Source organism: Streptomyces sp. NPDC045022 (assembly GCF_056432605.1).
Genome location: NZ_JBWKIR010000033.1, coordinates 1 through 19,988 on the forward strand (window position 1 = coordinate 1; position 19,988 = coordinate 19,988).

The 19,988-nt window shown below is 71.5% G+C and carries 21 protein-coding genes and 2 pseudogenes; 11 read left to right on the plus strand and 12 right to left on the minus strand.

The genetic code is table 11. The features are described from left to right. Positions 1-91: 91 nt before the first annotated feature. Positions 92-1,345, minus strand: a complete 1,254-nt coding sequence (locus tag AC07C1_RS35390) for a streptophobe family protein (protein WP_478945873.1) — start codon at positions 1,343-1,345, stop codon at positions 92-94. Between the two features lie 184 nt (positions 1,346-1,529). Here AC07C1_RS35390 and AC07C1_RS35395 point away from each other — a divergent pair, with 184 nt between their 5' ends. Together AC07C1_RS35395 and AC07C1_RS35400 are read left to right on the plus strand one after the other, a co-directional pair. Continuing rightward, positions 1,530-2,906 carry a DUF6777 domain-containing protein gene (locus tag AC07C1_RS35395; RefSeq protein WP_478945875.1) on the plus strand — a complete coding sequence of 459 codons (1,377 nt, stop codon included), beginning with the start codon at positions 1,530-1,532 and terminating at the stop codon, positions 2,904-2,906. Between the two features lie 148 nt (positions 2,907-3,054). Next, positions 3,055-3,507 (plus strand): ATP-binding protein, encoded by a 453-nt coding sequence (locus AC07C1_RS35400; RefSeq protein WP_478945877.1) that lies wholly within the window; start codon positions 3,055-3,057, stop codon positions 3,505-3,507. A gap of 8 nt (positions 3,508-3,515) precedes the next feature. On the opposite strand, the gene AC07C1_RS35405 is transcribed toward AC07C1_RS35400, so the two are convergent. Then, positions 3,516-4,403: an RNA polymerase sigma factor SigF gene (locus AC07C1_RS35405; protein ID WP_478945983.1), complete on the minus strand. Its 888-nt coding sequence runs from the start codon at positions 4,401-4,403 to the stop codon at positions 3,516-3,518. Between the two features lie 278 nt (positions 4,404-4,681). Here AC07C1_RS35405 and AC07C1_RS35410 point away from each other — a divergent pair, with 278 nt between their 5' ends. Further along, positions 4,682-5,068, plus strand: coding sequence for a helix-turn-helix domain-containing protein (locus AC07C1_RS35410; protein WP_478945879.1), 387 nt, complete (start codon positions 4,682-4,684; stop codon positions 5,066-5,068). Positions 5,069-5,081: 13 nt separating this feature from the next. On the opposite strand, the gene AC07C1_RS35415 is transcribed toward AC07C1_RS35410, so the two are convergent. Then, on the minus strand, positions 5,082-6,278 hold the full coding sequence (locus tag AC07C1_RS35415; protein WP_478945881.1) for an epoxide hydrolase family protein: 1,197 nt from the start codon (positions 6,276-6,278) through the stop codon (positions 5,082-5,084). Positions 6,279-6,399: 121 nt separating this feature from the next. Between AC07C1_RS35415 and AC07C1_RS35420 the strand changes: the two genes are divergently transcribed. Next, a complete protein-coding gene (locus AC07C1_RS35420) occupies positions 6,400-6,882 on the plus strand; it encodes a VOC family protein (protein ID WP_478945883.1) in 483 nt (160 codons plus the stop codon). A gap of 25 nt (positions 6,883-6,907) precedes the next feature. Here the strand turns inward: AC07C1_RS35420 and AC07C1_RS35425 are convergent, their stop codons facing one another. The 4 genes from AC07C1_RS35425 to AC07C1_RS35440 are packed head-to-tail and all read right to left on the minus strand — an operon-like array spanning position 6,908 to position 11,307. Next, positions 6,908-7,816 (minus strand): aminoglycoside phosphotransferase family protein, encoded by a 909-nt coding sequence (locus AC07C1_RS35425; RefSeq protein WP_478945885.1) that lies wholly within the window; start codon positions 7,814-7,816, stop codon positions 6,908-6,910. A 54-nt stretch (positions 7,817-7,870) separates the two neighbouring features. Next, complete coding sequence (locus AC07C1_RS35430) at positions 7,871-8,749, minus strand: geranyl diphosphate 2-C-methyltransferase (RefSeq protein ID WP_478945886.1); 879 nt, start codon at positions 8,747-8,749, stop codon at positions 7,871-7,873. A gap of 46 nt (positions 8,750-8,795) precedes the next feature. Then, a complete protein-coding gene (locus AC07C1_RS35435) occupies positions 8,796-9,848 on the minus strand; it encodes a family 2 encapsulin nanocompartment cargo protein terpene cyclase (RefSeq protein ID WP_478945888.1) in 1,053 nt (350 codons plus the stop codon). 16 nt (positions 9,849-9,864) lie between these two features. Beyond that, entirely contained in the window at positions 9,865-11,307 is a 1,443-nt protein-coding gene (locus AC07C1_RS35440; RefSeq protein ID WP_478945890.1) for a family 2B encapsulin nanocompartment shell protein, read from the minus strand. A gap of 316 nt (positions 11,308-11,623) precedes the next feature. Between AC07C1_RS35440 and AC07C1_RS35445 the strand changes: the two genes are divergently transcribed. Together AC07C1_RS35445 and AC07C1_RS35450 are read left to right on the plus strand one after the other, a co-directional pair. Next, positions 11,624-12,418: a VOC family protein gene (locus AC07C1_RS35445; RefSeq protein WP_478945891.1), complete on the plus strand. Its 795-nt coding sequence runs from the start codon at positions 11,624-11,626 to the stop codon at positions 12,416-12,418. 34 nt (positions 12,419-12,452) lie between these two features. Then, a complete protein-coding gene (locus AC07C1_RS35450; protein ID WP_478945893.1) occupies positions 12,453-13,148 on the plus strand; it encodes a ribonuclease H family protein in 696 nt (231 codons plus the stop codon). On the opposite strand, the gene melC2 is transcribed toward AC07C1_RS35450, so the two are convergent. Beyond that, positions 13,149-13,970, minus strand: coding sequence for a tyrosinase MelC2 (melC2, locus tag AC07C1_RS35455; RefSeq protein WP_478945895.1), 822 nt, complete (start codon positions 13,968-13,970; stop codon positions 13,149-13,151). A 35-nt stretch (positions 13,971-14,005) separates the two neighbouring features. Further along, positions 14,006-14,401 (minus strand): apotyrosinase chaperone MelC1, encoded by a 396-nt coding sequence (gene melC1 / locus AC07C1_RS35460; RefSeq protein WP_478945897.1) that lies wholly within the window; start codon positions 14,399-14,401, stop codon positions 14,006-14,008. 335 nt (positions 14,402-14,736) lie between these two features. Between melC1 and AC07C1_RS35465 the strand changes: the two are divergent. From AC07C1_RS35465 to AC07C1_RS35475, 3 genes and pseudogenes are all read left to right on the plus strand, one after another. Next, positions 14,737-14,949 (plus strand): annotated as a pseudogene (locus AC07C1_RS35465) (NAD(P)-binding protein); the annotation flags it as partial. Continuing rightward, a pseudogene (locus AC07C1_RS35470) lies at positions 14,912-15,965 on the plus strand (MFS transporter); the annotation flags it as partial. The pseudogenes AC07C1_RS35465 and AC07C1_RS35470, both read left to right, overlap by 38 nt. Next, positions 15,962-16,597: a TetR/AcrR family transcriptional regulator gene (locus AC07C1_RS35475; protein ID WP_478945985.1), complete on the plus strand. Its 636-nt coding sequence runs from the start codon at positions 15,962-15,964 to the stop codon at positions 16,595-16,597. The pseudogene AC07C1_RS35470 and the gene AC07C1_RS35475, both read left to right, overlap by 4 nt. A 1-nt stretch (position 16,598) precedes the next feature. On the opposite strand, the gene AC07C1_RS35480 is transcribed toward AC07C1_RS35475, so the two are convergent. Next, entirely contained in the window at positions 16,599-17,066 is a 468-nt protein-coding gene (locus AC07C1_RS35480; RefSeq protein ID WP_478945899.1) for a hypothetical protein, read from the minus strand. 136 nt (positions 17,067-17,202) lie between these two features. On the opposite strand from AC07C1_RS35480, the gene AC07C1_RS35485 reads away from it, so the two are divergent. Both AC07C1_RS35485 and AC07C1_RS35490 read left to right on the plus strand, forming a co-directional pair. Beyond that, a complete protein-coding gene (locus tag AC07C1_RS35485) occupies positions 17,203-18,186 on the plus strand; it encodes an aldo/keto reductase (RefSeq protein WP_478945901.1) in 984 nt (327 codons plus the stop codon). A 77-nt stretch (positions 18,187-18,263) separates the two neighbouring features. Next, the gene (locus AC07C1_RS35490; RefSeq protein ID WP_478945903.1) at positions 18,264-18,758 is read left to right on the plus strand and encodes a DUF6328 family protein; all 495 of its coding nucleotides are present in this window, start codon (positions 18,264-18,266) and stop codon (positions 18,756-18,758) included. Here AC07C1_RS35490 and AC07C1_RS35495 read toward each other — a convergent pair. Further along, the gene (locus AC07C1_RS35495; RefSeq protein WP_478945986.1) at positions 18,755-19,375 is read right to left on the minus strand and encodes a DUF2238 domain-containing protein; all 621 of its coding nucleotides are present in this window, start codon (positions 19,373-19,375) and stop codon (positions 18,755-18,757) included. The two genes, AC07C1_RS35490 and AC07C1_RS35495, sit on opposite strands and share 4 nt — an antisense overlap. A gap of 117 nt (positions 19,376-19,492) precedes the next feature. After that, complete coding sequence (locus AC07C1_RS35500) at positions 19,493-19,921, minus strand: SsgA family sporulation/cell division regulator (RefSeq protein ID WP_478945905.1); 429 nt, start codon at positions 19,919-19,921, stop codon at positions 19,493-19,495. Positions 19,922-19,988: the final 67 nt, after the last annotated feature.

Genomic DNA, 19,988 nt, shown 5'->3' on the forward strand with positions numbered 1-19,988 from the left:
CTTCATCCATTCGGTGATGGTCGCGCGGCAAAGGAACTTGGGCAATCGACTTCAGAGACGCCAACAGCGACCATGATCGCCCGGACAGCTCCTAGGCCCTGCGGTGCACGGGCCGGGCCAGCAGGCCGCCCAGGAACCCGGCCACCAGCCCCCACAGCGCGCCCAGCGCCACCGCCTGCCACAGCCGAGGGCTGAGGAACAGCTCTCCGGACAGTCCGCCGCCCAGGTCGCCGATGCCCAGCAGGGACAGCCCGTAGTGCGCGGAGATCCGCCCCACCAGGCAGATCATCAGCACCGTCACGGCCAGCGCGACGGCGAGGTGCAGCGCGTGCTGCCACAGGCGGATCCGGGCCGGTGAGCGGACCGCCATCCGGAAGGCGACGCCGAGCAGCAGGACCGCGTCCACGACCACCAGCCACCACATCCGGCCGTCGTAGTCGGTGAGGGAGCCCAGGTTCAGCGTGGAGACGTCCGGGGTGCGCAGGATCGCGTCCAGGACGTGGGGCATCGGCAGCCCGAACGGACCGTCCACCCGCCCGTTCCAGGTCGCCCCGAGGCCGATGGTCAGGACCGGCCAGACGAGGTTGGGCAGCCCTAGCAGGATCAGCGCGAAGGTCGCGGAGACGTGGCCGTGGGTGGCCGCCGCGATCAGCGCGGTGACGAGGCCGGCCACGACGGAGGCGAGGAGCAGGACCACCATCGCGTGCGCGGCCGGGCGCACCGACTCCTGGAAGCGCAGCAGCCGCCTCGGCAACGGCGCCCCCCGCGCGACCAGCAGCGCCAGCACCAGCACCCCGGCCAGCCAGAGCAGACCGACCAGCACCGTCAGCGGCGTGTCCGTGGTGAACCCGACCTTCGGCGCGGAGCCGAACAGGCCGGTCAGATCGCTGAGCGTGCCGCTGCCCACGTCGACGGCGAAGGTCTGCCGGGCCCCGAGGGCCAGGCAGATGAGTGCCACCAGCCACAGCACCGCGATCCGCGCGGCCCAGCCCGCCAGTTCCCCGGCCGAGGCGACCGCCCGGTGCCGCAGCGGGCGAAGGAAGCCCGAGCCGATCACCAGCGCGCCGGCGAGTGTCACGGAGAGCGGCATCACCGTGAGGCCGGCCCCGGTCCGCGCGAAGACGCCCGCGTTGCCGGAGAACTCCAGGCTGCCGCCGACCGCCGTCACCAGAGCCGCGGCCACCACCCGCGGGAACGCGCCGTCCGGCAGGTCCGCCGCCCCGGCCGCCCACAGGCCCGGCGCCGCCACCAGGGCCATGACGGCCAACCCGGTCAGCACCGCGGCCACGGCCTGTGCCCAGCCATGACGGGCGACGGGCCGCTCGGGGACGGTGGGAGGGCTCACTCCTGCCACGCTAGGCAGCTCCCGGGCACCGCGCCCGCCGGGTGGGCCGTCCGCGTCGGCTTGCGACCCTCACCGGACTACGGCACACAATAGGCTACATATTCAGTCAAATGCCTCAAATGGGCTGCGACTGATCAAAGCCGCAAGCCGCGTACCGCGACGACCGCGCCGGGAAGAAGTGCTCGTGAGCGTCGAACCTCCGTCCTCCGGCCACCCCACCGGGCCGCCCTCCGGGCCCCTGGCGGGCTCCAACCGGCCGCCCACCGGACCGCCGCCCTCGCAGCCGCCGGGCAGCGGTGCCGGGCCCGGGGAGCCGCACGGGCCGTGGTGGAAGTCCGTGCCGCGGGTGGCCGCCGTCACCGCCGCCGTGCTCGTGGCCGTGGTCCTGGCGGTGGTCTTCGCCCGTGTGGGGGGCGGCGGTTCCTCTGCCAAGGGCGGTGAGGTCTTCCTCCAGTCCGCCGACAGCGCGGGCCAGGACCCGTACACGGCGTCGACCGCGAAGCGGGGTTCCGCCCTGCCGGAGCCGTCCGCCTCCGACGTACCCTCCACCGGTGCGGCCAACGAGGTCCGCGGCGTGGACGGCGGGGCGCCCGGGCTGTACGGCGGCACCCGGAAGGTCGCCGCCTGCGACGTGGAGAAACAGATCAAGGCGCTGCAGGCCGACCCGGCCAAGAACCGGTCTTTCGCCTCCGTGGCCGGTGTCCAGCCGTCCGGCGTGCCTGCCTATCTGCGCTCACTCACCCCCGTCCAGTTGCGCGTCGACACCCGCGTCACCAACCACGGCTTCCGCGACGGCGCCGCCACCAGCTACCAGGCCGTCCTCCAGGCGGGCACCGCCGTCCTGGTCGACGGGCGCGGCGTGCCCCGGGTGCGGTGTGCCTGCGGCAACCCGCTCACCCCGCCGGTGGCCCAGCGGACCACACCCAGGGTGACGGGCCGGCGCTGGCCGTCGTACCGGCCCTCGAACGTGGTCGTGGTGACCCCCGCGCCGAAGCCCGTCAGTGTCTTCGTGCTCTACGACACCCATCACGACGACTGGATCCACCGGCACCGGGGCGACCACGACTGCCGTGACGACCAGCACGCGAAGCCGCCGGCGGTTCCGCACCCCTGGAACCGGCCGACGCCGGGCGAGTCGGCATCGTCCTCGTCCTCCTCGCCGCCGGAATCGAAGACCTCGGAGTCGAAGAAGCCGGAATCGAAGACCCCGGGATCGACGACACCCGAGTCGAAGACCCCGGGATCGAAGCGGCCGGAATCCGAGACCCCGGAGTCGACGCCGCCGTCCGAGCCGGCCTCGCCCGACTCGCCGGCTCCGTCGCCCGGGTCCCCCTCGGGCGAGACATTCACCTCCACGGTTCCCCCTACGACGGGCCCCCTGCCCGGGTCCGCCTCGGACGAGACGCCCACCTCCACGGCTCCCCCCACGACGGGCCCCCTGCCCGGGTCCTCACCCGGCGAGGCCGCCTCGGAGACGAACGAGCGGTCGGCGGGAACCTCCACGCTGCCGCAGTCGCCGGAGGAACCGCAGACACAGGACACCGGCTCGCCGACGGTGTGAGCTGTCACATATCCTCGGGCCCCGACGGCGTGAGCCTCGCCACTGTGCGCGCTCGGCGAACGCATACGGTGGACTGCCCGGCCCGGCTCGGGGTACGAGGACTGGTGCAACATCGACCGGCCGGACAGGGCTTTCCGAGAGAGACAGCATGACCGAACACCTGGGCGGGGCAGTGATACCGACTGGTTTCGACGTACCCGTGGAGCCGCTGCGGCGTGCCGCGCACTACACCGGCGAACCCGGATGCATCGCGGAGGCGCGCGCGTTCGCGGCCCAGTTCCTGGAGCAGCTCAGGACCGAGTGGTGCGCCACCGCCGACAGCCGCACCGACGGCGACCTGCTCCTGATGGTGAGCGAGCTGGTGACCAACGCCGACCGGCACAGCGACGGTCCCTACATCCTGGAACTGGAGGGCACCGACAGCTCCGTCACGGTGTCCGTGTACGACAGCAGCTCCGCCGTCCCGCGCCGCTACCCCAAGGACCCCCGGCGCGTCGGGCGGCACGGTCTGGAGATCGTGCACGCCCTGGCGTCGGAGGTCACCGTGGAGCGCGTGCCCGTCGGCAAGCGCGTGCGTGCCCGCTTCCGACTGGCGGGCTGATCCACCCGTCAGGCGCAGCCGAGTTCGCCGAGCATGCCCTGGCGCAACCGCATGATGATCCTCTTGATCAGCCGCGAGACGTGCATCTGGGAGCAGCCGAGCCGTTCCCCGATCTCCGCCTGGGTGGCCTCCTCGACGAACCGCATGTGGATGATCTGCCGGTCACGGTCGCTGAGTTCCGCCATCAGCGGGGCGAGCGCGTGGAAGTCCTCGACGAGCCGCAGCCCCTCCTCCTCCACCCCGATGAAGTCGGCGAGCACGGCCTCGCCGTCCTCGGCGCCGTCACCGGTGAGCGCGGCGTCCAGGGAGGCGGAGTTGTAGCCGTTGGAGGCGAGCTGCGCCTCGACCACCTCGTCCTCGGAGATGTTCATGAGGGTGGCCAGCTCGGCGACCGTCGGGTTCCGGTCCAGCCGGCTGGACAGCTCCTCGCGCGCCTTGGCCAGCTCCACCCGCAGTTCCTGGAGCCGGCGCGGCACGTGCACCGCCCAGGTGGTGTCCCGGAAGAACCGCTTGATCTCGCCGACGATGTACGGCAGCGCGAAGGAGGTGAACTCGACCTCGCGCGACAGCTCGAACCGGTCGATGGCCTTGATCAGGCCGATCATGCCGGTCTGGACGATGTCCTCCATGTCGTCACCGCGGCCCCGGAACCGGCCGGCCGCGAACCGCACCAGCGACATGTTCATCTCGATGAGGGTGTTGCGCGCGTACTGGTACCCGTGCGTGCCCTCCTCCAGCTCGGCCAGCCGGCGGAAGAACTGCCGGGACAGCTCCCGTGCGTCGCGCGGGGCGACGGAGGCCGGATCCGCGATCCCGGGAAGTGACTCCTCGCCCGTCCTGTCCTGCTCGGTCCTCACGGTGACCTCTGCCTGCGACCGGATCCCGGCGGTGTTCATTACCTCTCCCACGAAAGTCACGGTTCGACGTCTGCCCCTACGGCCTATGTGCAGCCGATCCATGCAAAGTACGGTTTTCGTCGGATACCCCGGATCCGGGGTTTCATGCATTCCTGCGGAACCCTTCACCCGGCGGGTACCCCCGGTGACGCCCCGCATGCATCCCGCGCTCGGCACTGGCGCGAAACAGCCGTCGCCGGGCGGGGCGCCGCCCGGTTTCCCTCTGGGCGCAACACCGGGCCCTTGCCCCGCGAACGACGGCTCCTAGGCTGACCGGGGTGAGCAACCAGGTGAGCAACGAAGCCCGAGTGATCCCGCTGCGAGCGGCCCCCGCCCGCCCGGACGGGACCGAGCCCGAGCCCAAGGAGCCGATGTGGCGCGAACTGGTGGGTGACGTGCTGCGCCGCGAGCGTCAGGCGCAGGACCGGACGCTGAAGGACGTGGCCGGTACGGCCCGGATCTCGCTGCCCTATCTGTCCGAGATCGAGCGCGGCCGCAAGGAGGCCTCCTCGGAGGTCCTCGCGGCCGCCGCCCACGCGCTCGGCCTCGGGCTCGGCGACCTGCTGTCGCTGGCACACGGTGAGCTGACCCGCCGGACGACGCGACACCGCGGGCCGGCCGCCGCGCCGCACCGGGCCCACAACGGTCTCTGCCTGGCCGCCTGACCCGGCGGCCGGGTCACTTCTCCCGGACCTGCCGGAAGAACGCCCGGACGTCGCCGACCAGCAGCTCCGGTTCCTCCATGGCCGCGAAGTGCCCGCCCCGGTCGAACTCCGTCCAGCGCACCAGATGCTCGGTCCGCTCCGCCTTGTGCCGCAGCGGAATCTGGGGTTCGGCCGGGAACAGGGCCAGCGCGGTCGGCGCCGTCGACGGCTCGGCCTGCCGGGCGGTCCGGCCGGTGGCGTGCGCCCGCTCGTAGTAGATACGGCCCGACGAGCCGGCCGTGCCGGTCAGCCAGTACAGCATCACGTTGGTCAGCAGCCGGTCCCGGTCGACCGCCTCCTCCGGCAGCTCCCGCGAGTCCGTCCACTCACGGAACTTCTCGACGATCCAGGCGAGCTGGCCGACGGGGGAGTCCGTCAGGGCGTAGGCCAGGGTGTGCGGCCGGGTGGACTGCAGCACCGCGTACCCCATGCCCTCACGCGACCAGTCCGCCCAGACCCGCCACGAGCGCAGCGTCCGCTCGCGCTCCTCGGGACCGAGCCCGGCCAGGTCCTCCTCGGCCGGCTCGGTGGCCGCGTGGGCGCCGGGCAGCAGGTTGAGGTGGACGCCGATCACCCGGTCCGGGTGGGCGCGGCCCAGCTCGCGCGAGATCGCCGCGCCCCAGTCGCCGCCCTGCACCCCGAACCGTTCGTAGCCGAGCCGACGCATCAACTCCGCCCAGGCGTCGGCCACCCGTCCGGCCTCCCAGCCCGGCTCGGTGGTGGGCCCGGACAGCCCGAAGCCCGGGATGCTCGGTACGACGACATGGAAGGCGTCCGCCGCGTCCCCACCGTGCGCCACCGGGTCGGTGAGCGGGCCGACAACGTCCAGGAACTCCACGATCGAGCCCGGCCACCCGTGGGTCAGCACCAGCGGCGTGGCGTTCGGCTCCGCGGAGCGCACATGGGCGAAGTGGACGTTCACGCCGTCGATGGTGGTGGTGAACTGCGGCCACTGGTTCAGCTCGGCCTCGGCGGCACGCCAGTCGTAGGCGTTCCGCCAGTGCTGGACCAGCTCCCGCAGGTAACCGGCCGGGACGCCGTACTCCCAGCCGGCGCCGGGCAGCTCGGCGGGCCAGCGGGTGCGGTCGAGGCGGTCGTACAGGTCGTCGAGGTCGCTCTGCGGGATCGACAGACGGAAGGGCTGGATGCTCTCGGCAGGCGAAGAGGTCATGATCCGGATGCTATGCGGGCCCCCGCTCACCCGTCCGGGTTGTTCGCCGGTCCGGCCGATGAGTTTCGCGCCGGGGTCCGGTCGATACGGAAGACCGTGTTCCCACGCCCAGGAGGTACTCATGACCACCGACGGATTCACCACGTGTCTCTGGTTCGACGGCCAGGCCGAGGAGGCCGCCGACCACTACGTGTCGATCTTCAAGAACTCCGGCATCGGCCGTGTGACCCGCTGCACCGAGGCCGGCCCGGGCCCGGCCGGCTCCGCGCTGGTCGTGGAGTTCACGGCCAACGGCCAGAAGTTCATCGCGCTGAACGGCGGCCCCGAGTACAAGTTCAACGAGGCGGTCTCCTTCCAGGTCCTCTGCGCCGACCAGCGGGAGATCGACCACTACTGGGCCAAGCTCACCGAGAACGGCGGCGAGGGCGGGCCCTGCGGCTGGCTCAAGGACAAGTACGGCGTCTCCTGGCAGGTCGTCTACGGCCGCCTGATCGACATGGTCGGCGACCCGGACCCGCAGAAGGCCGCACGGACCACCCGAGCCATGATGGGCATGGGCAAGCTCGACGTCGCGGCGCTGGAGAAGGCGTACGCGGGGGAGTAGTGCCCCCCCCGGGCGGGCCGGGCCGCTACGTGGCCTCGGCGAGGATCTCGGCGATCACGTGCCGGGAGTTCTCGGCCAGTGCCGGGTTGGTGTGCCAGTAGTACGGCAGCTGGATCAGCGAGATCGACAGTGCCCAGCCCCGCCCGCGCGCCCACTCGGCGTCGTCGGCGCCGACGGTCTTGCGGAAGGTGTCGCGGGCGGTCGCGGGCAGCAGGTTCCAGGCGACGATCAGGTCCACGGCGGGATCACCGAGCCCGGCGGTGCCGAAATCGATCACGGCACTCAGCCCACCGCCGTCGATCAGCACGTTTCCCGGGGACAGGTCCCCGTGGGCCCACACCGGCGGTCCGGTGTGCTCCGGGGTGCGCAGCGCCTGCTCCCACAGGGCCGTGACCGCGTCGTTGCCGATCCGCTCGCCCAGTTCGGCGATGGCCGAGCGGGTGGGCTCGTCCCGGTACTGCAGGGGACCGCCCCGGTAACCGGGTGGCCCGTCCGCCGGGGCGACCCGGCGCAGCGCGCGCACGAAAGCCCCCAGGTCCCCGGCGAGCCGCTCCGGCTCCTCGACGGCCCCGGCCACCGGATTCCGGCCCTCCAGCCAGCGGTAGACCGACCAGGGCCAGGGGAAGTCCTCGTCCGGTTCGCCCCTCCCCAGCGGCTCGGGCACGGCCACCGGCAGCAGCGGCCCGAGCCGGGGCAGCCAGTGCTGCTCCCGGGTCACGTCCGCCACGGCGCCGGGCCGCCGGGGCAGCCGCACCACGAGGTCGGTGCCCAGGCGGTACATGGCGTTCTCGGTCCCGGAGGACGCGAGGCGCCGTAGGGGCAGCGCGGCCCACTGCGGGAACCGGCGGGCGATCATACGCCGGACCAGCGGGGCGTCGAGGTCGGCCTCGTCCGCGTGCATCCTCTGCGGCTTCTGGCTGTCGAAGGCACTCATCGGGGCCCATCCCAGCGCTTCGACGCCCTTGCTGTCGACGGGATTTCGCCGGACTCAGACCCGGTCGGCCACGATGAGCAGGTACTGGAAGCTGCCGTTGCGGTACGCGGACAGGAAGGTGTCCTCGATGCCCGTGACCAGGTGGTCCGCCTGCCTGCGCAGTTCCCAGTACGGGATCGTGGCCCCCGTCAGGTTCTCGACGTGCACCGGCACCAGCCGGTTGCGGGCCATCGCCCGGAAGTACTCCGAGCGCGGATGGATGTCGCAGATGTAGTGCGCGTTGATCAGCGACACCTCGCGGGAGGCCTGTCCGTAGGTGTCGTTGTAGCAGCCGGTGATCACCACGTACCGCCCGCCGCGGCGCAGCAGCCGGGAGTGCTCGGCGAACAGCAGGTCCAGCTCGACGTACATGGACGACTCGTTGTTCCAGGACGCCGCGTAAACGCCGGACACGAAGCCGGTGTCCAGCATGTTGCGGTGGTGGTAGCGCACCTTGTCGTCGATGCCCCGCCTGCGCGCCTGTTCGTTGGCGAACTCGGCCTGCTTCGCGGAGAGCGTGACGCCGTCGGCGTGGCAGCCGTAGCGCAGATGGACCACCACGCTGCCGCCGCCCCGGCCGCAGCCGGCGTCGAAGACGCGGTCGTCGGGGGAGAGCGGCCCGAGACGGGAGGCGAGCAGCTCGGCCTGGGCGTGCTCCAGTCGGTGCAGCTCGGCGGTGATCCGCTCCCGGCGCAGCTCCGGGTCGGGCTCGTCCAGCACCGACAGGTCCGCCGCGCCGATGCCGTAGTGGTGGTGGTAGAGGTCGTCGATCTTTCCGAGTTCGAGGTTGACCGGGTTCTCCTCGGCGTTCCAGTAGTCCGCGACGCGGCTCTGGTACGTGGACTGGGCCGGTACCGGCGCGGTCGGGGTCGGGGCGACGGGGGCGCTGGTCAAGGGTGGCTCCTCGTGGTGCTGACGGTGTTTCACTGAGACTCGGGTTTCACCAGTAGTCGGGCAGGTGGTAGCGGTGGGTGTTGGTGGCGTGCCACTCGTGGTTGCCGGACACCCAGGCGGCGAGCCCCCGGGCATAGCGCTCCACGAGGGGCGAGGTGGCGGACAGCAGGGCCGACTCCTCTTCGAAGGCCTCCATGATCCTGTTGTGGATCTCGACGGACTTCAGATAGGCGGCCTTCAGCCCGCACCGCTCGTTGGCGGCGACGACCTGCGGCAGGTTGAGGTGGGTCGGATCGCTCGCCAGCTCCTTGGTGAAGGAGTACAGGTCGTTGACGATAGTGGTCGCGTTGCAGGCCAGGGCGGTGATCCGCTGGATCTCGGGGCGGGCGTAGACCTGCTCGGGCAGCTCGTAGCCGTCCACCGCGTCCACGATCGACAGACAGGGGCGGAAGTTGTTGAACTGCCGCATCACCAGGTACTCCCACACCCGTGGCACATGGCGTGTCTCGGCCCAGGCGGCCTCCGCCAGATACCCCAGGTGGAGCCGGGCGATGTCGTGCACGAACCGGTCGGTCTGGCTGGGTGTCGCGAAGGCGGCGTAGTCGGTGAGGGCGAAGTGGTACGCGCGCAGCGGACCGTCGGCCCGCACGCCCTGACGCCACTCCTCCTCCAGCTCCGGGATGCCGTGAAACGGGTCGATCGCCGACTGGGCCATGATCAGCCGGCCGCCGAGGCCGCGGCGCGCTCCGCCCCGGCCCTCGTCCTCCTCGCAGTAGCAGGAGTCGACGACGTTCTCGGCGAGCAGCAGCTGCCCGGCGACCGTGAGGCGGTCCAGGTCGAGGGCGTCCGGATGCTGCAGTACGACGGCCCGGCCGAACTGGAAGCCGGAGAAGTCCCCCTTCCACGCCTCGGGGAACAGATCCAGGCCGCGGGCCCAGGTCTCCAGCCGGCGGTCGACCTCGGCGGCCTTCACCGGGTCGGCGGGAGCGGCCGCCTGGTGGTGCAGTCCGGGGATCGCCCCGGTGCGCCGGTCTCTGCGCATGCTCCGGGCGATGTTCGGCGGCCCGGGCAGGCTGTAGGAGTGGGTCGGTGTGCTCATGGCGTGCTCCAGGCCGTCAGTCGGCGGTCCGGCCGAGCTGGACGTTCTCCAGGATTCCCGCCGCGTCGGGGACCAGGATGGCCAGCGAGTAGTAGGCCGTGACGAGGTAGTTGATGATCGCTGCACGGTCGATGCCCATGAAGCGGACGTTCAGGCCCGGCTGGTACTCCTCCGGGATGCCGGTCTGGTAGAGCCCGATGACGCCCTGGTCGGCCTCACCGGTGCGCAGCGCGATGATGCTGCTGGTGTGGTCCTCCGTGATCGGGATCTTGCTGCACGGGAAGATCGGCACATTCCGCCAGGCGGGCACCTCGTGCCCGTCGACGCTCGCGGTGCCGGGCACCAGGCCCCGCTTGTTGCACTGCCGGAAGAAGGCCGCGATCGCCTTCGGATGGGCGAGGAACACCCTGGTCTTGCGCCGCATCGACAGCAGCTCGTCCATGTCGTCCGGCGTCGGTGGCCCGGTGTAGGTGCTGATCCGCTGGCCGTAGTCGACGTTGTGCAGCAGCCCGAACTCCCGGTTGTTGACCAGCTCCCACTCCTGCCGCTCGCGGATCTCCTCGACGGTGAGGCGCAGTTGCTGGGCGGTCTGGTCCATCGGATCGTTGTAGAGGTCGGCGACCCGGGTGTGTATCCGCAGCACGGTCTGGGTGAGGGACAGCTCGTATTCGCGCGGCGTCAGCTCGTAGTCGACGAAACCGCCCGGCAGGGTCGGCTCGCCCACGTGGCCGGCCTGGACGGGGACGTCCGCCTCGCCCTTGCGGTTCATCGGCTTGCGCTGCCGTTCGGCATAGGCCTGGAGATGGGCGGCCAGGGACGGCGCCCGCTCGGTGAGCTCCTCCACGACCGTCCACGGCAGTGCCAGCACCACACCGGCGGTCTCCGCGCGGACCGACGTCAGCCACAGCGGATCGGACTGACCGACCGCCTCGTCGCCCATCTGGTCGCCGGCGGTGACGACGCCGATGACCTCCTCGTCGCCGTACTTTCCACGGGTGTAGCGGGTGAACCGTCCGTGTACGACGAGATAGGCCTCGGTGACCGGCTGTCCCGCCTCGAACAGCACCTGGCCGGCGCGTACCTCCCGGGACCGGAAGCGGGCCGCGAGTTCCCGCAGCACGTCCCTGTCGGGGTAGCCGCGCAGGATCGGCAGCTCGGTCAGCGTCTGGGGGACGACCCGGATGTCGTCGGCACCGTTCTGCTCGAAGTGCACGCGCCCGCGGCCCGTGCGCAGCTGGAGGCGGCGGTTGACGCGGTAGGCGCCGCCCCTGACGTCCACCCACGGCAGCGTCTTCAGCAGCCATCGCGAGGTGATGGCCTGCATCTGCGGTTCGGACTTGGTGGTGGTGGTCAGCTGGCGCGCGGCCCGGGTGCTCAGGCTGGTGAGCTGCCCGTCGGCCGGGCTCCCGGCGTCGGGTTCCTCGACTGCGGAGCCGGTGGCGATGTCCGGAGTGGACACATTCCCTCCTGCGGAGAGGCGAACACGGGTGATGCGGATCGGTCGGTGGTGCGCGGGATGCCGGTGCGCTGGGACCAGCCAAACAGGACGCGTGATGTCCGGGTACAGCGCGCAAGGGGCGGTTTTGATCATCGCGTGGTGCAAACCTCCCCTTGAGAGCGTTCTGTGGCGGTTGGGGTGATCGCGCGCCGTTCCCTCGCCTCCGCACCCTGGGCAGTCCGGGGTTTTTGCTCCCGGCCGTTCGGCGAGCGGGCCGCCCGAGGGGTGGCTAGCGTGATGTAGCGGGACAAATCAGCTGACCGAGAGGGCCTGGACCATGGCCGTGCAACCCGAAGGAACGCCCTGTTGGGCCGATGCGATGTTCAGTGACGTCGAGGGAGCGAAGAGGTTCTACGGCGAGGTCCTCGGCTGGACCTTCGGCGAGACGTCGTCGGAGTACGGCAACTACACGCAGGCCTATGTGGACGGTCAGGCGGTGGCCGCGGTCGTCCCGCCCATGCCCGGCCAGGAGGGGCAGTCGCAGTGGTGCCTCTACTTGGCCTCGCCGGACGCCGCCGCCACCGCGGAGAAGATCCGGGAGAACGGCGGCGAGGTGCTGATGGAGCCGATGCAGGTCGGCGACTTCGGCACCATGTGCCTGGCCCGTGAGCCCAGCGGAGCCGTGTTCGGGGTGTGGCAGGGCGGCACCCATGAGGGCTTCGAGACGACGGCGACCCCGGGCGCCTACTGCTGGGCCGAGGTCTTCACCCGCGAGCCGGAGAAGACCGACACCTTCCTCTCCGCCGTCTTCCCCTACCGGATGAAGGACATCGAGGACCACGCCGTCGACTTCCGCATGTTCGACATCGGCGGGGACACGGTCCTCGGCCGGATGCGGATGACGGACGACTTCCCGCCCGAGGTGCCCTCGTACATCAACGTCTACTTCACCGTGGACGACTGCGACGAGGCCGTCGCCCGGGCCGTCAAGCTCGGCGGCATCCTGCGCTTCGGGCCGATGAGCAGCCCCTTCGGCCGGTTCGCGGCACTCAGCGACCCGCAGGGCGCCAACTTCTCGGTGATCGACATCACCACCACCGAGGGCGAGATGCCCAAGGTCAAGGACGTCTGACCGGGCCCGGAACGCCGGCCCGTGCGGTCATGGCATGATCGTGCGCATGGGTGAACGTGTGGTGGCCGCGTGCGACGGGGCTTCGAAGGGAAACCCCGGACCGGCCGGATGGGCGTGGGTGGTCTCCGGCGGCGACGAGCGGACCCCGGACCGCTGGGAGTCCGGTCCGCTCGGCCGGGCCACCAACAACGTCGCCGAACTGACCGCCCTGGAGCGCCTGCTGGCGGCCGTCGACCCGGACGTGCCGCTGGAGATCCGGATGGACTCCCAGTACGCGATGAAGGCCGTCACCACCTGGCTGCCCGGCTGGAAGCGCAACGGCTGGAAGACGGCCGCCGGCAAACCGGTCGCCAACCAGGACCTGGTGGTCCGCATCGACGAACTCCTCGACGGCCGCTCCGTCGACTTCCGCTATGTCCCGGCCCACCAGGTCGACGGCGACCCGCTGAACGACTTCGCCGACCGCGCCGCCAGCCAGGCCGCATCGGTCCAGGAGGCGGCCGGCAGCGCGCTCGGCTCCCCGGAGCCGCCGCCGTCGCCCGACACCCCGAAGACGGCCGCCCCGCGCAAGAAGGCGCCCCGCCGCACCGGCGGCGGAGCGTCCTCGCGCACCATCAAGGCGAAGTTCCCCGGTCGCTGTCCGTGCGGCCGCCCGTACGCGGCCGGCGAGTCCATCGCCAAGAACGCGCAGGGCTGGGGCCACCCGGAGTGCCGTACCACCGAGACCTGATCAGGTGTCGAAGGTGTAGTGCCGCGTGTGGTCCAGCAGCTCCGCCGGACGCACATCGCCCCACGGCTTCATCGTGTCGTTCAGGTCGATGACGTCCGGCGTGCCGCCCGTGGGCACGTATCCGGCGTCCGGGTGCCGGCGCTGCCACTCGGCCCACAGCTTGTCGATGTAGGCGTGGTGCAGCCAGAACACCGGGTCGTTGGGGGAGACCCCGGTGGCCATCTGCCCGCCGACCCACACATGGACCCGGTTGTGCAGGTTGACCCCGCGCCAGCCCTCCAGGTGGTTGCGGAAGCCGTCCGAGGCGCTGTTGTACGGCGCCATGTCGTACGTGGCCATCGCCAGCACCGACTCCACCTCGGCCGGCGTCGGCAGTTCGCGCACGCTCGTGCCGAGCGAGCGGCGCAGGAAGGTGCGGCCGTCCACCCGTACGCTGACCGGCCAGTTGCCGGTGGACGCGGCGAACGGGCCGTCCATCACCCGGCCGTCCGAGCTGCGCCCGGTGCCGCCGAGGAAGTCCGGCGCCCACAGTGCGGCGCGGACCGTGCGGTCGGTGCTCCAGTCCCAGTACGGCAGTGCCACCGAGGCGTCCACCGACTGCAGCGCCTGCTCGAAGTCGAGCAGGAATCTGCGGTGCCACGGGAGGAAGGACGGGGAGCGGTGGCCGGTCCGCTCGCCGCTGTCGGTGTCGGACATGATGAAGGCGTTGTGCGTGCGGACGAAATCGTCGTAGCGCCCGCTGCGCTTGAGCTCGATGACGGCGCCGGTGAACCGCTTCTTCTCGTCGGCGGTCAGGGTGGCCTGGTTCTTGCGTACGGTCATGGTGCGCGGTGCTCCGTAGGTCCTTGCGGGGGCGGTCAGTTGGCGGGGAACGGCAGCAGCGGTGCGCCCTGCAGCTCGTCCACCGCGGCCCGGGCGGCGGCGCGCGGGGTGGGCACCGGGGCGTAGTGGCTGACGACGCTGATCCAGCTGCCGTCGGCGTTCCGCATCACGTGCAGCTGCACACCGTCCACGAACACCGCGTAGCCAGCGCCGTGTTCGTGGTGGTGGCCGCCTCCGCTCGCCGGACGGCCCTGTATCCGGCGGCCCTTGTAGACCTCGTCGAAGGTGTCCGGCGCGGTGTGGTCGTGACCGGCGGCCGAGGGGCGGGAGGTGATGGCCGAGGCGAGGGGAGCGACGGCGGTGGCGGCGCCGGCCGTCGCGGCGAGGGCGGCTGCCGCGGTGAGCGCGCGGCGCCGGGTGACGTCGGGCATGCGGGTCTCCTGGAGATCGGTCCGGTGGTGACGACATGCCTATCGGGGGGCCCGGGAGCGGAAGAAATCTCCCGGAACCGGTTGGCTGTGATCCGGACAATTACCCACATGTAGTGCAGCATTGAACAAAGATGATCTTCTTCTCCTGTGCCACGATCCGCTCCGGAACGGGGAATTCCTTGCCGAGTCCACCGAATGCGCGGTGATCCTTCTCGCGCGCCGCCGCTCCGAGTGGCACGGCTCACCGGGCCAAACTGGCGCGATCGGGCGGTCCGGCCCCCTGCTACCCGGCGATGCCGGTCGATCACGTCGGGTGACTGTCAGGTGTGTGTGCGGTGAAGGTCGTCTGTGTCGGAGGAGGGCCCGCGGGCCTCTACCTCGCCCCCCTGCTCAAGCGACGGGACCCGTCCCACGACATCACCGTCCACGAACGCAACGCGCCGGGCTCGACCTACGGCTGGGGCGTGACGTACTGGCGCGGCCTCCTCGACAGGCTCCACGAGCACGACCCCGTCTCGGCGCGGGCGATCGAGGAACACGGGTATCGGCGCCGCCCTCGGTCTGCCGCTCGCCGCGCTGGTCGTGCAGTACGCCGACTGGCACCATGTTCTGGCTGACCAGCGCCCTGGGCGCGTTGGGGGTGGCGGCCACCTGGTGGGCGGTCAAGGAGTCGCCCGTACGGGAGCCCGGCCGTTTCGACGCACTCGGCGCACTGGGTCTCGCCGCCGGACTGGTGTGTCTTCTGCTGGGCGTCTCCCAGGGCGGAAGCTGGGGCTGGGGCAACGCCCGGGTCCTCGGGCTGTTCGGCGAGGCCGTCGTGGTCCTCGCCCTGTGGTGGTGGCAGCAACTGCGCGTCGAGCGGCCGCTCGTCGACCTGCGCCTGGTGACCCGGCCGCGGGTCGGGCTGTCCCATGTGGCGGCCCTGCTGACCGGCTTCGCCTTCTACGCCAACTCCCTGGTCACCGCCCAGCTGGTGCAGGCGCCGAAGTCCACCGGCTACGGCCTCGGCCTGTCCATCGTCGCCACCGGCCTGTGCCTGCTGCTCAGCGGCGTCATCATGCTGCTGTTCTCCCCGCTGTCGGCCCGTATCTCCGCCGCACGCGGCCCGCGGATCACGCTCGCCATCGGTGCCGCCGTCATCGCCTGCGGCTACGCCGTCCGCATCGCCGACAGCCGCGACCTGTGGATGATCATCCTGGGCGCCACCGTCGTCGCCACCGGCATCACGCTCGCCTACTCCGCGCTGCCGACACTGATCCTGCGTGCCGTCCCGGCCGGCCAGACCGCCTCCGCCAACGGCGTCAACGTTCTCATGCGCACCATCGGCCAGGCTGTCTCCAGCGCCGCTGTCGCCGCCGTCCTGGTCCACCACAGCACCGCCCTGGGCGGGGTCCCCGTGCCCAGCCTGCACGGCTATCTGCTCGCCTTCGCGATGGCGGGCGGGGTCGCGCTCGCGGCCTGCGCCGCGGCGCTTTCCATCCCGGGCGACGCACCCTCCGCCGGCACCCGGCGGGCCCGGGGCGTCAGCCGGGGCGTCCACGACGAGGCGATGGAGGGAGCGTGAGCACCCTGAACACCACACCCGGCCACAAAGGGACCGCGCCCGGAACGCCGTCCACGCCCGCTTCCCGGGCGCCCGCCCTCGCACGCCGTGACGCCGAGGCCACCAAGGCCGGCATCCTCAAGGCGGCCCGCCACCTCCTGGCCCGGCACGCGCACGCCGACATCACCCTCAAGGCCGTCGCCGAACGGGCCGGGGTGAGCCCGCCGTTGGTCCTGAAGTACTTCGGCAACAAGGACGCCCTGTTCGCCCGTGTGATGTCCTTCGACACGGACGCGGACGCCCTGCTGAACGCTCCGCTGCCCGACCTCGGCCGGCACATGGTGCGGCACGTCCTGACCAGCCAGCGCGAGCGCGGTGCCGACCCGCTGCTGCGCATCGCCTTCGCGCCGCTGCAGGGCGACCACGGAGACATCCTGCGCGCAAACCTCCGCGCCCAGGTGACCGACCGCCTCGCCGCCCGGCTGACCGGTTCCGACGCCGGCCTGCGCGCCGAACTCGCCGTCGCCGCCCTCGTCGGCCTCGGCGTGATGTACGGCATCGCGCGCGGCCCGCACCTGCGGGAGACGGACGCCGCCGTCATCGCCGACCACTACGGGCCGCTCGTACAGGCGCAGTTGACGCCCGCGTCCTGAGTCACCGCCCGTCACCGGGCCCGCTCGGCAGGGCTCCGGTGGCGCTACGGGCAGTGAGGGCCTCCGCGGCCACTGCTTCGACGTGCGGTCCGCTGCAGTGGTCCGCGCGGTCAGCGCGGGAGACGTTCGAGGAAGCCGTTCGCGAACACCCGGTGCGGGTCGAGACGGTCCAGGGTCGGCCGCTGCGCCAGGCCCAGTCGACGACGGTGAGCACCTGTTCCGGTCCGGTCGGGGCGCAGGCCCACAGCCCGTCGGCGGTGATCTCGCCCACCCGGTTGCGGTACGCCGAGCGGTAGAGCGCCACCTCCGCCGGGAACCCCGGGAGTTCGGCAGCGGCCACCGCGGGGTCGGCCGCCATCAGGACCGGGGCGGCGGCCGGTGCGGCGGCGGAGCGCAGGAGGCCACGGCGGCTGACGGGAGCCGAACCACTGCCTGCCGAAGGACGGTTGCCCACCGGACGACCGATCACGTGGTCACGCTAAGGGCCGTCCCGCGTCCCTCGGCACTCCGTCGATCCACATCGCCCGTGTGGGTGAAAAATGCGCAGGTCGCGCAGCGGAGCGGTCCGTTCCGCGGGACGCGGCACCGGATGACACACTGACGCCATGGACGAACGCGTAATCGGCAGGTCGGGCCAGTGGGCATCGGTGGTCGGCCTCGGCACATGGCAGCTGGGCGCCGACTGGGGCGACGTGGACGACAAGGAGGCCCTGTCCGTCCTGGAGGCGGCGGCCGAGTCGGGGGTCACCTTCTTCGACACGGCCGATGTGTACGGCGACGGGCGCAGCGAGGAGACCATCGCCTCGTTCCTGCGCGGCCGGCCCGATCTGCATGTGCTGGTGGCCACCAAGATGGGGCGCCGGGTCGAGCAGATCCCGGAGAACTACGTCCTGGACGACTTCCGCGCCTGGAACGACCGCTCGCGCCGCAGCCTCGGCGTCGACCGCATCGACCTCGTCCAGCTGCACTGTCCGCCCACCCCGGTCTACTCCTCGGACGCGGTGTTCGACGCGCTGGACACCCTGGTCGAGGAGGAGCGCGTCGCGGCGTACGGGGTGAGCGTGGAGACCTGCGCGGAGGCGCTGACGGCGATCGCCCGGCCGAACGTGGCGAGTGTGCAGATCATCCTCAACCCGTTCCGGATGAAGCCCCTGCGCGAGGTGCTGCCCGCCGCGCGCGAGGCCGGCGTCGGCATCATCGCGCGCGTGCCGCTCGCCTCCGGCCTGCTGTCCGGCAAGTACACGAAGGACACGGTGTTCGCGGCCGACGACCACCGCACCTTCAACCGGCACGGCGAGGCGTTCGACCAGGGCGAGACCTTCTCCGGCGTCGACTACGAGACCGGTGTCGAGGCGGCCGCCGAGTTCGCCGCGCTCGCCCCGGAGGGCTTCACGCCGGCCCAGCTCGCGCTGCGCTGGATCATCGAGCAGGACGGTGTGACCACGGTGATCCCCGGTGCGCGCCACACGGAGCAGGCCCGTGCGAACGCCGCCGCGGCCAAGCTGCCGCCGCTGTCCGAGGAGACGTCCGCCGCGATCCGGGAGCTCTACGACCGCCGGATCAGGGCCCAGGTCGAACACCGCTGGTAGAGGCCGTGGCGCGGGCCCGGGAGTCACGATGACCATGGGCCGTTTGAACGAACGGCCGGACGGTTACACGCAACCGCATGACACAGGAAGGCCGACGCAGAGGGCGCAATGAGACCGAGGAGGAGCGGGCTGACCGGATGTGGGGTGAACTCATCCAGGAGGTCCGCGTGGCCCAGACGGGTGTGCAGATCCTGTTCGGCTTCCTGCTGACGGTGGTCTTCCAGCCGAAGTACGCCCAGCTTGCCGCCACCGACCGGACCATCTACATCGTGACCGTCGTCCTCGGCGCCTGCGCGACCGGCGCCCTCATCGGCCCGGTGTCGCTGCACCGTCTGGTCTCGGGCCGCCGGGTCAAGCCGCAGGCAGTGCGGCTGGCGTCGAGGATGACGTTCGTCGGGCTGGTCCTGCTGCTCGCCACGATGACCTCCTCCCTGCTGCTCATTCTCCGGGTGGCCACGCACGACAGCTATGTGCCGTACCTGGTGGCGGCCGTCGTCGCCTGGTACCTCGTGTGCTGGTACGGACTGCCCCTGTGGGCCCGCCGCAAGCACACGTCCCGCTCGGACGCCTAGGGCCTCTCGTTTGGATGGTGCTGGTCCAGCGTCCGGAGCTGACGGTCGTGGACCCGGCTGAGCAGCAGCAGGGAGAGCACGGCCCCGATCAGGGCGCAGAACATGTCCCACTGGGTGTCCCACACATCGCCCTGGGTGGCGAGGAACGCGTCCGCGCCGTGCCCGCCGATCTCCGCGGCCAGCCACTCCAGCAGCTCGAAGCAGGCGCTGAAGGCCAGGCAGGCGCAGACGGTGAGCGGTGCCAGCCAGCGGCTGCCGCGCAGCGGCGAGGTACGGCTGAGCAGCTCGCGGACGAGGACCGCCGGCACGAAGCCCTGCATGAGATGCCCGAAGCGGTCGTACGGGTTGCGGTCGAGGCCGAAGGTGTCGCGCACCCAGTCGCCCACCGGGACCTGCGCGTAGGTGTAGTGGCCGCCCACCGCGAGGACCAGCGCGTGCGAGGCCAGCAGCCCGCACAGCAGCCCCGTCAGCGGGAAGCGCCGCCACATCAGCACCACCAGCGGCAGGCCCGCCAGCGCCCACACGGTCTCCAGGAACCAGGTCGTGCGATCGCGCACGCCCCACGCCGACACGGCGAGCCCGACGGCCGCCACCCCGGCGAACACGACGGGCGGCACGCGGCGCGGCACGGGAAACGGGGCGCGGTGCACTGCGGTCACGGCTGGGCTCCTTGCGTCAAGGCGTCGTAGGAGCCCCCAGCGTGGCGCCGGCCGGGGCCATGGGCATGAGTACGGCTACTCAGCCCCGGAGAGGATCTCCGCCAGCAACTCGTCAACGGGAACGTGTTCCTGCCCGAGCGGGACGACCTGGTGCGTCTCGCGCAGGAACGCGGCGATCGCGGGCGCCCAGGCGAACACCACCGCGTGGTGCCGGCTGCCGTCGGGCCGGTAGTCCCCGAGGAACTCCAGGCGCAGCTCCTGCCACACCCCGGTGGCGGCCGGCCGTACTCGTACGTCGCCCACACCGACCGGCTTGTCCAGGCCGTCGGAGAGCATCTCCCGGTCCAGCCGCCAGCGGGCCAGCACATGGCCGTCGTGACCGAAGACGGCGGTGACGGCGAACGGGTCCTCCGCGTCGTAGCTGAGATGGGCGAGCACGGGACACCGCTCGGTGCCTCCCGCGCGGAGCTGTACCACCAGGGTCTTGTGTACGAACGAGTTCACGCGAGGGCCTCCGGCAACGATCGGCGTAGAGCCCTCTAGTACCCCCGTCTCGCACGGAATGCTCACC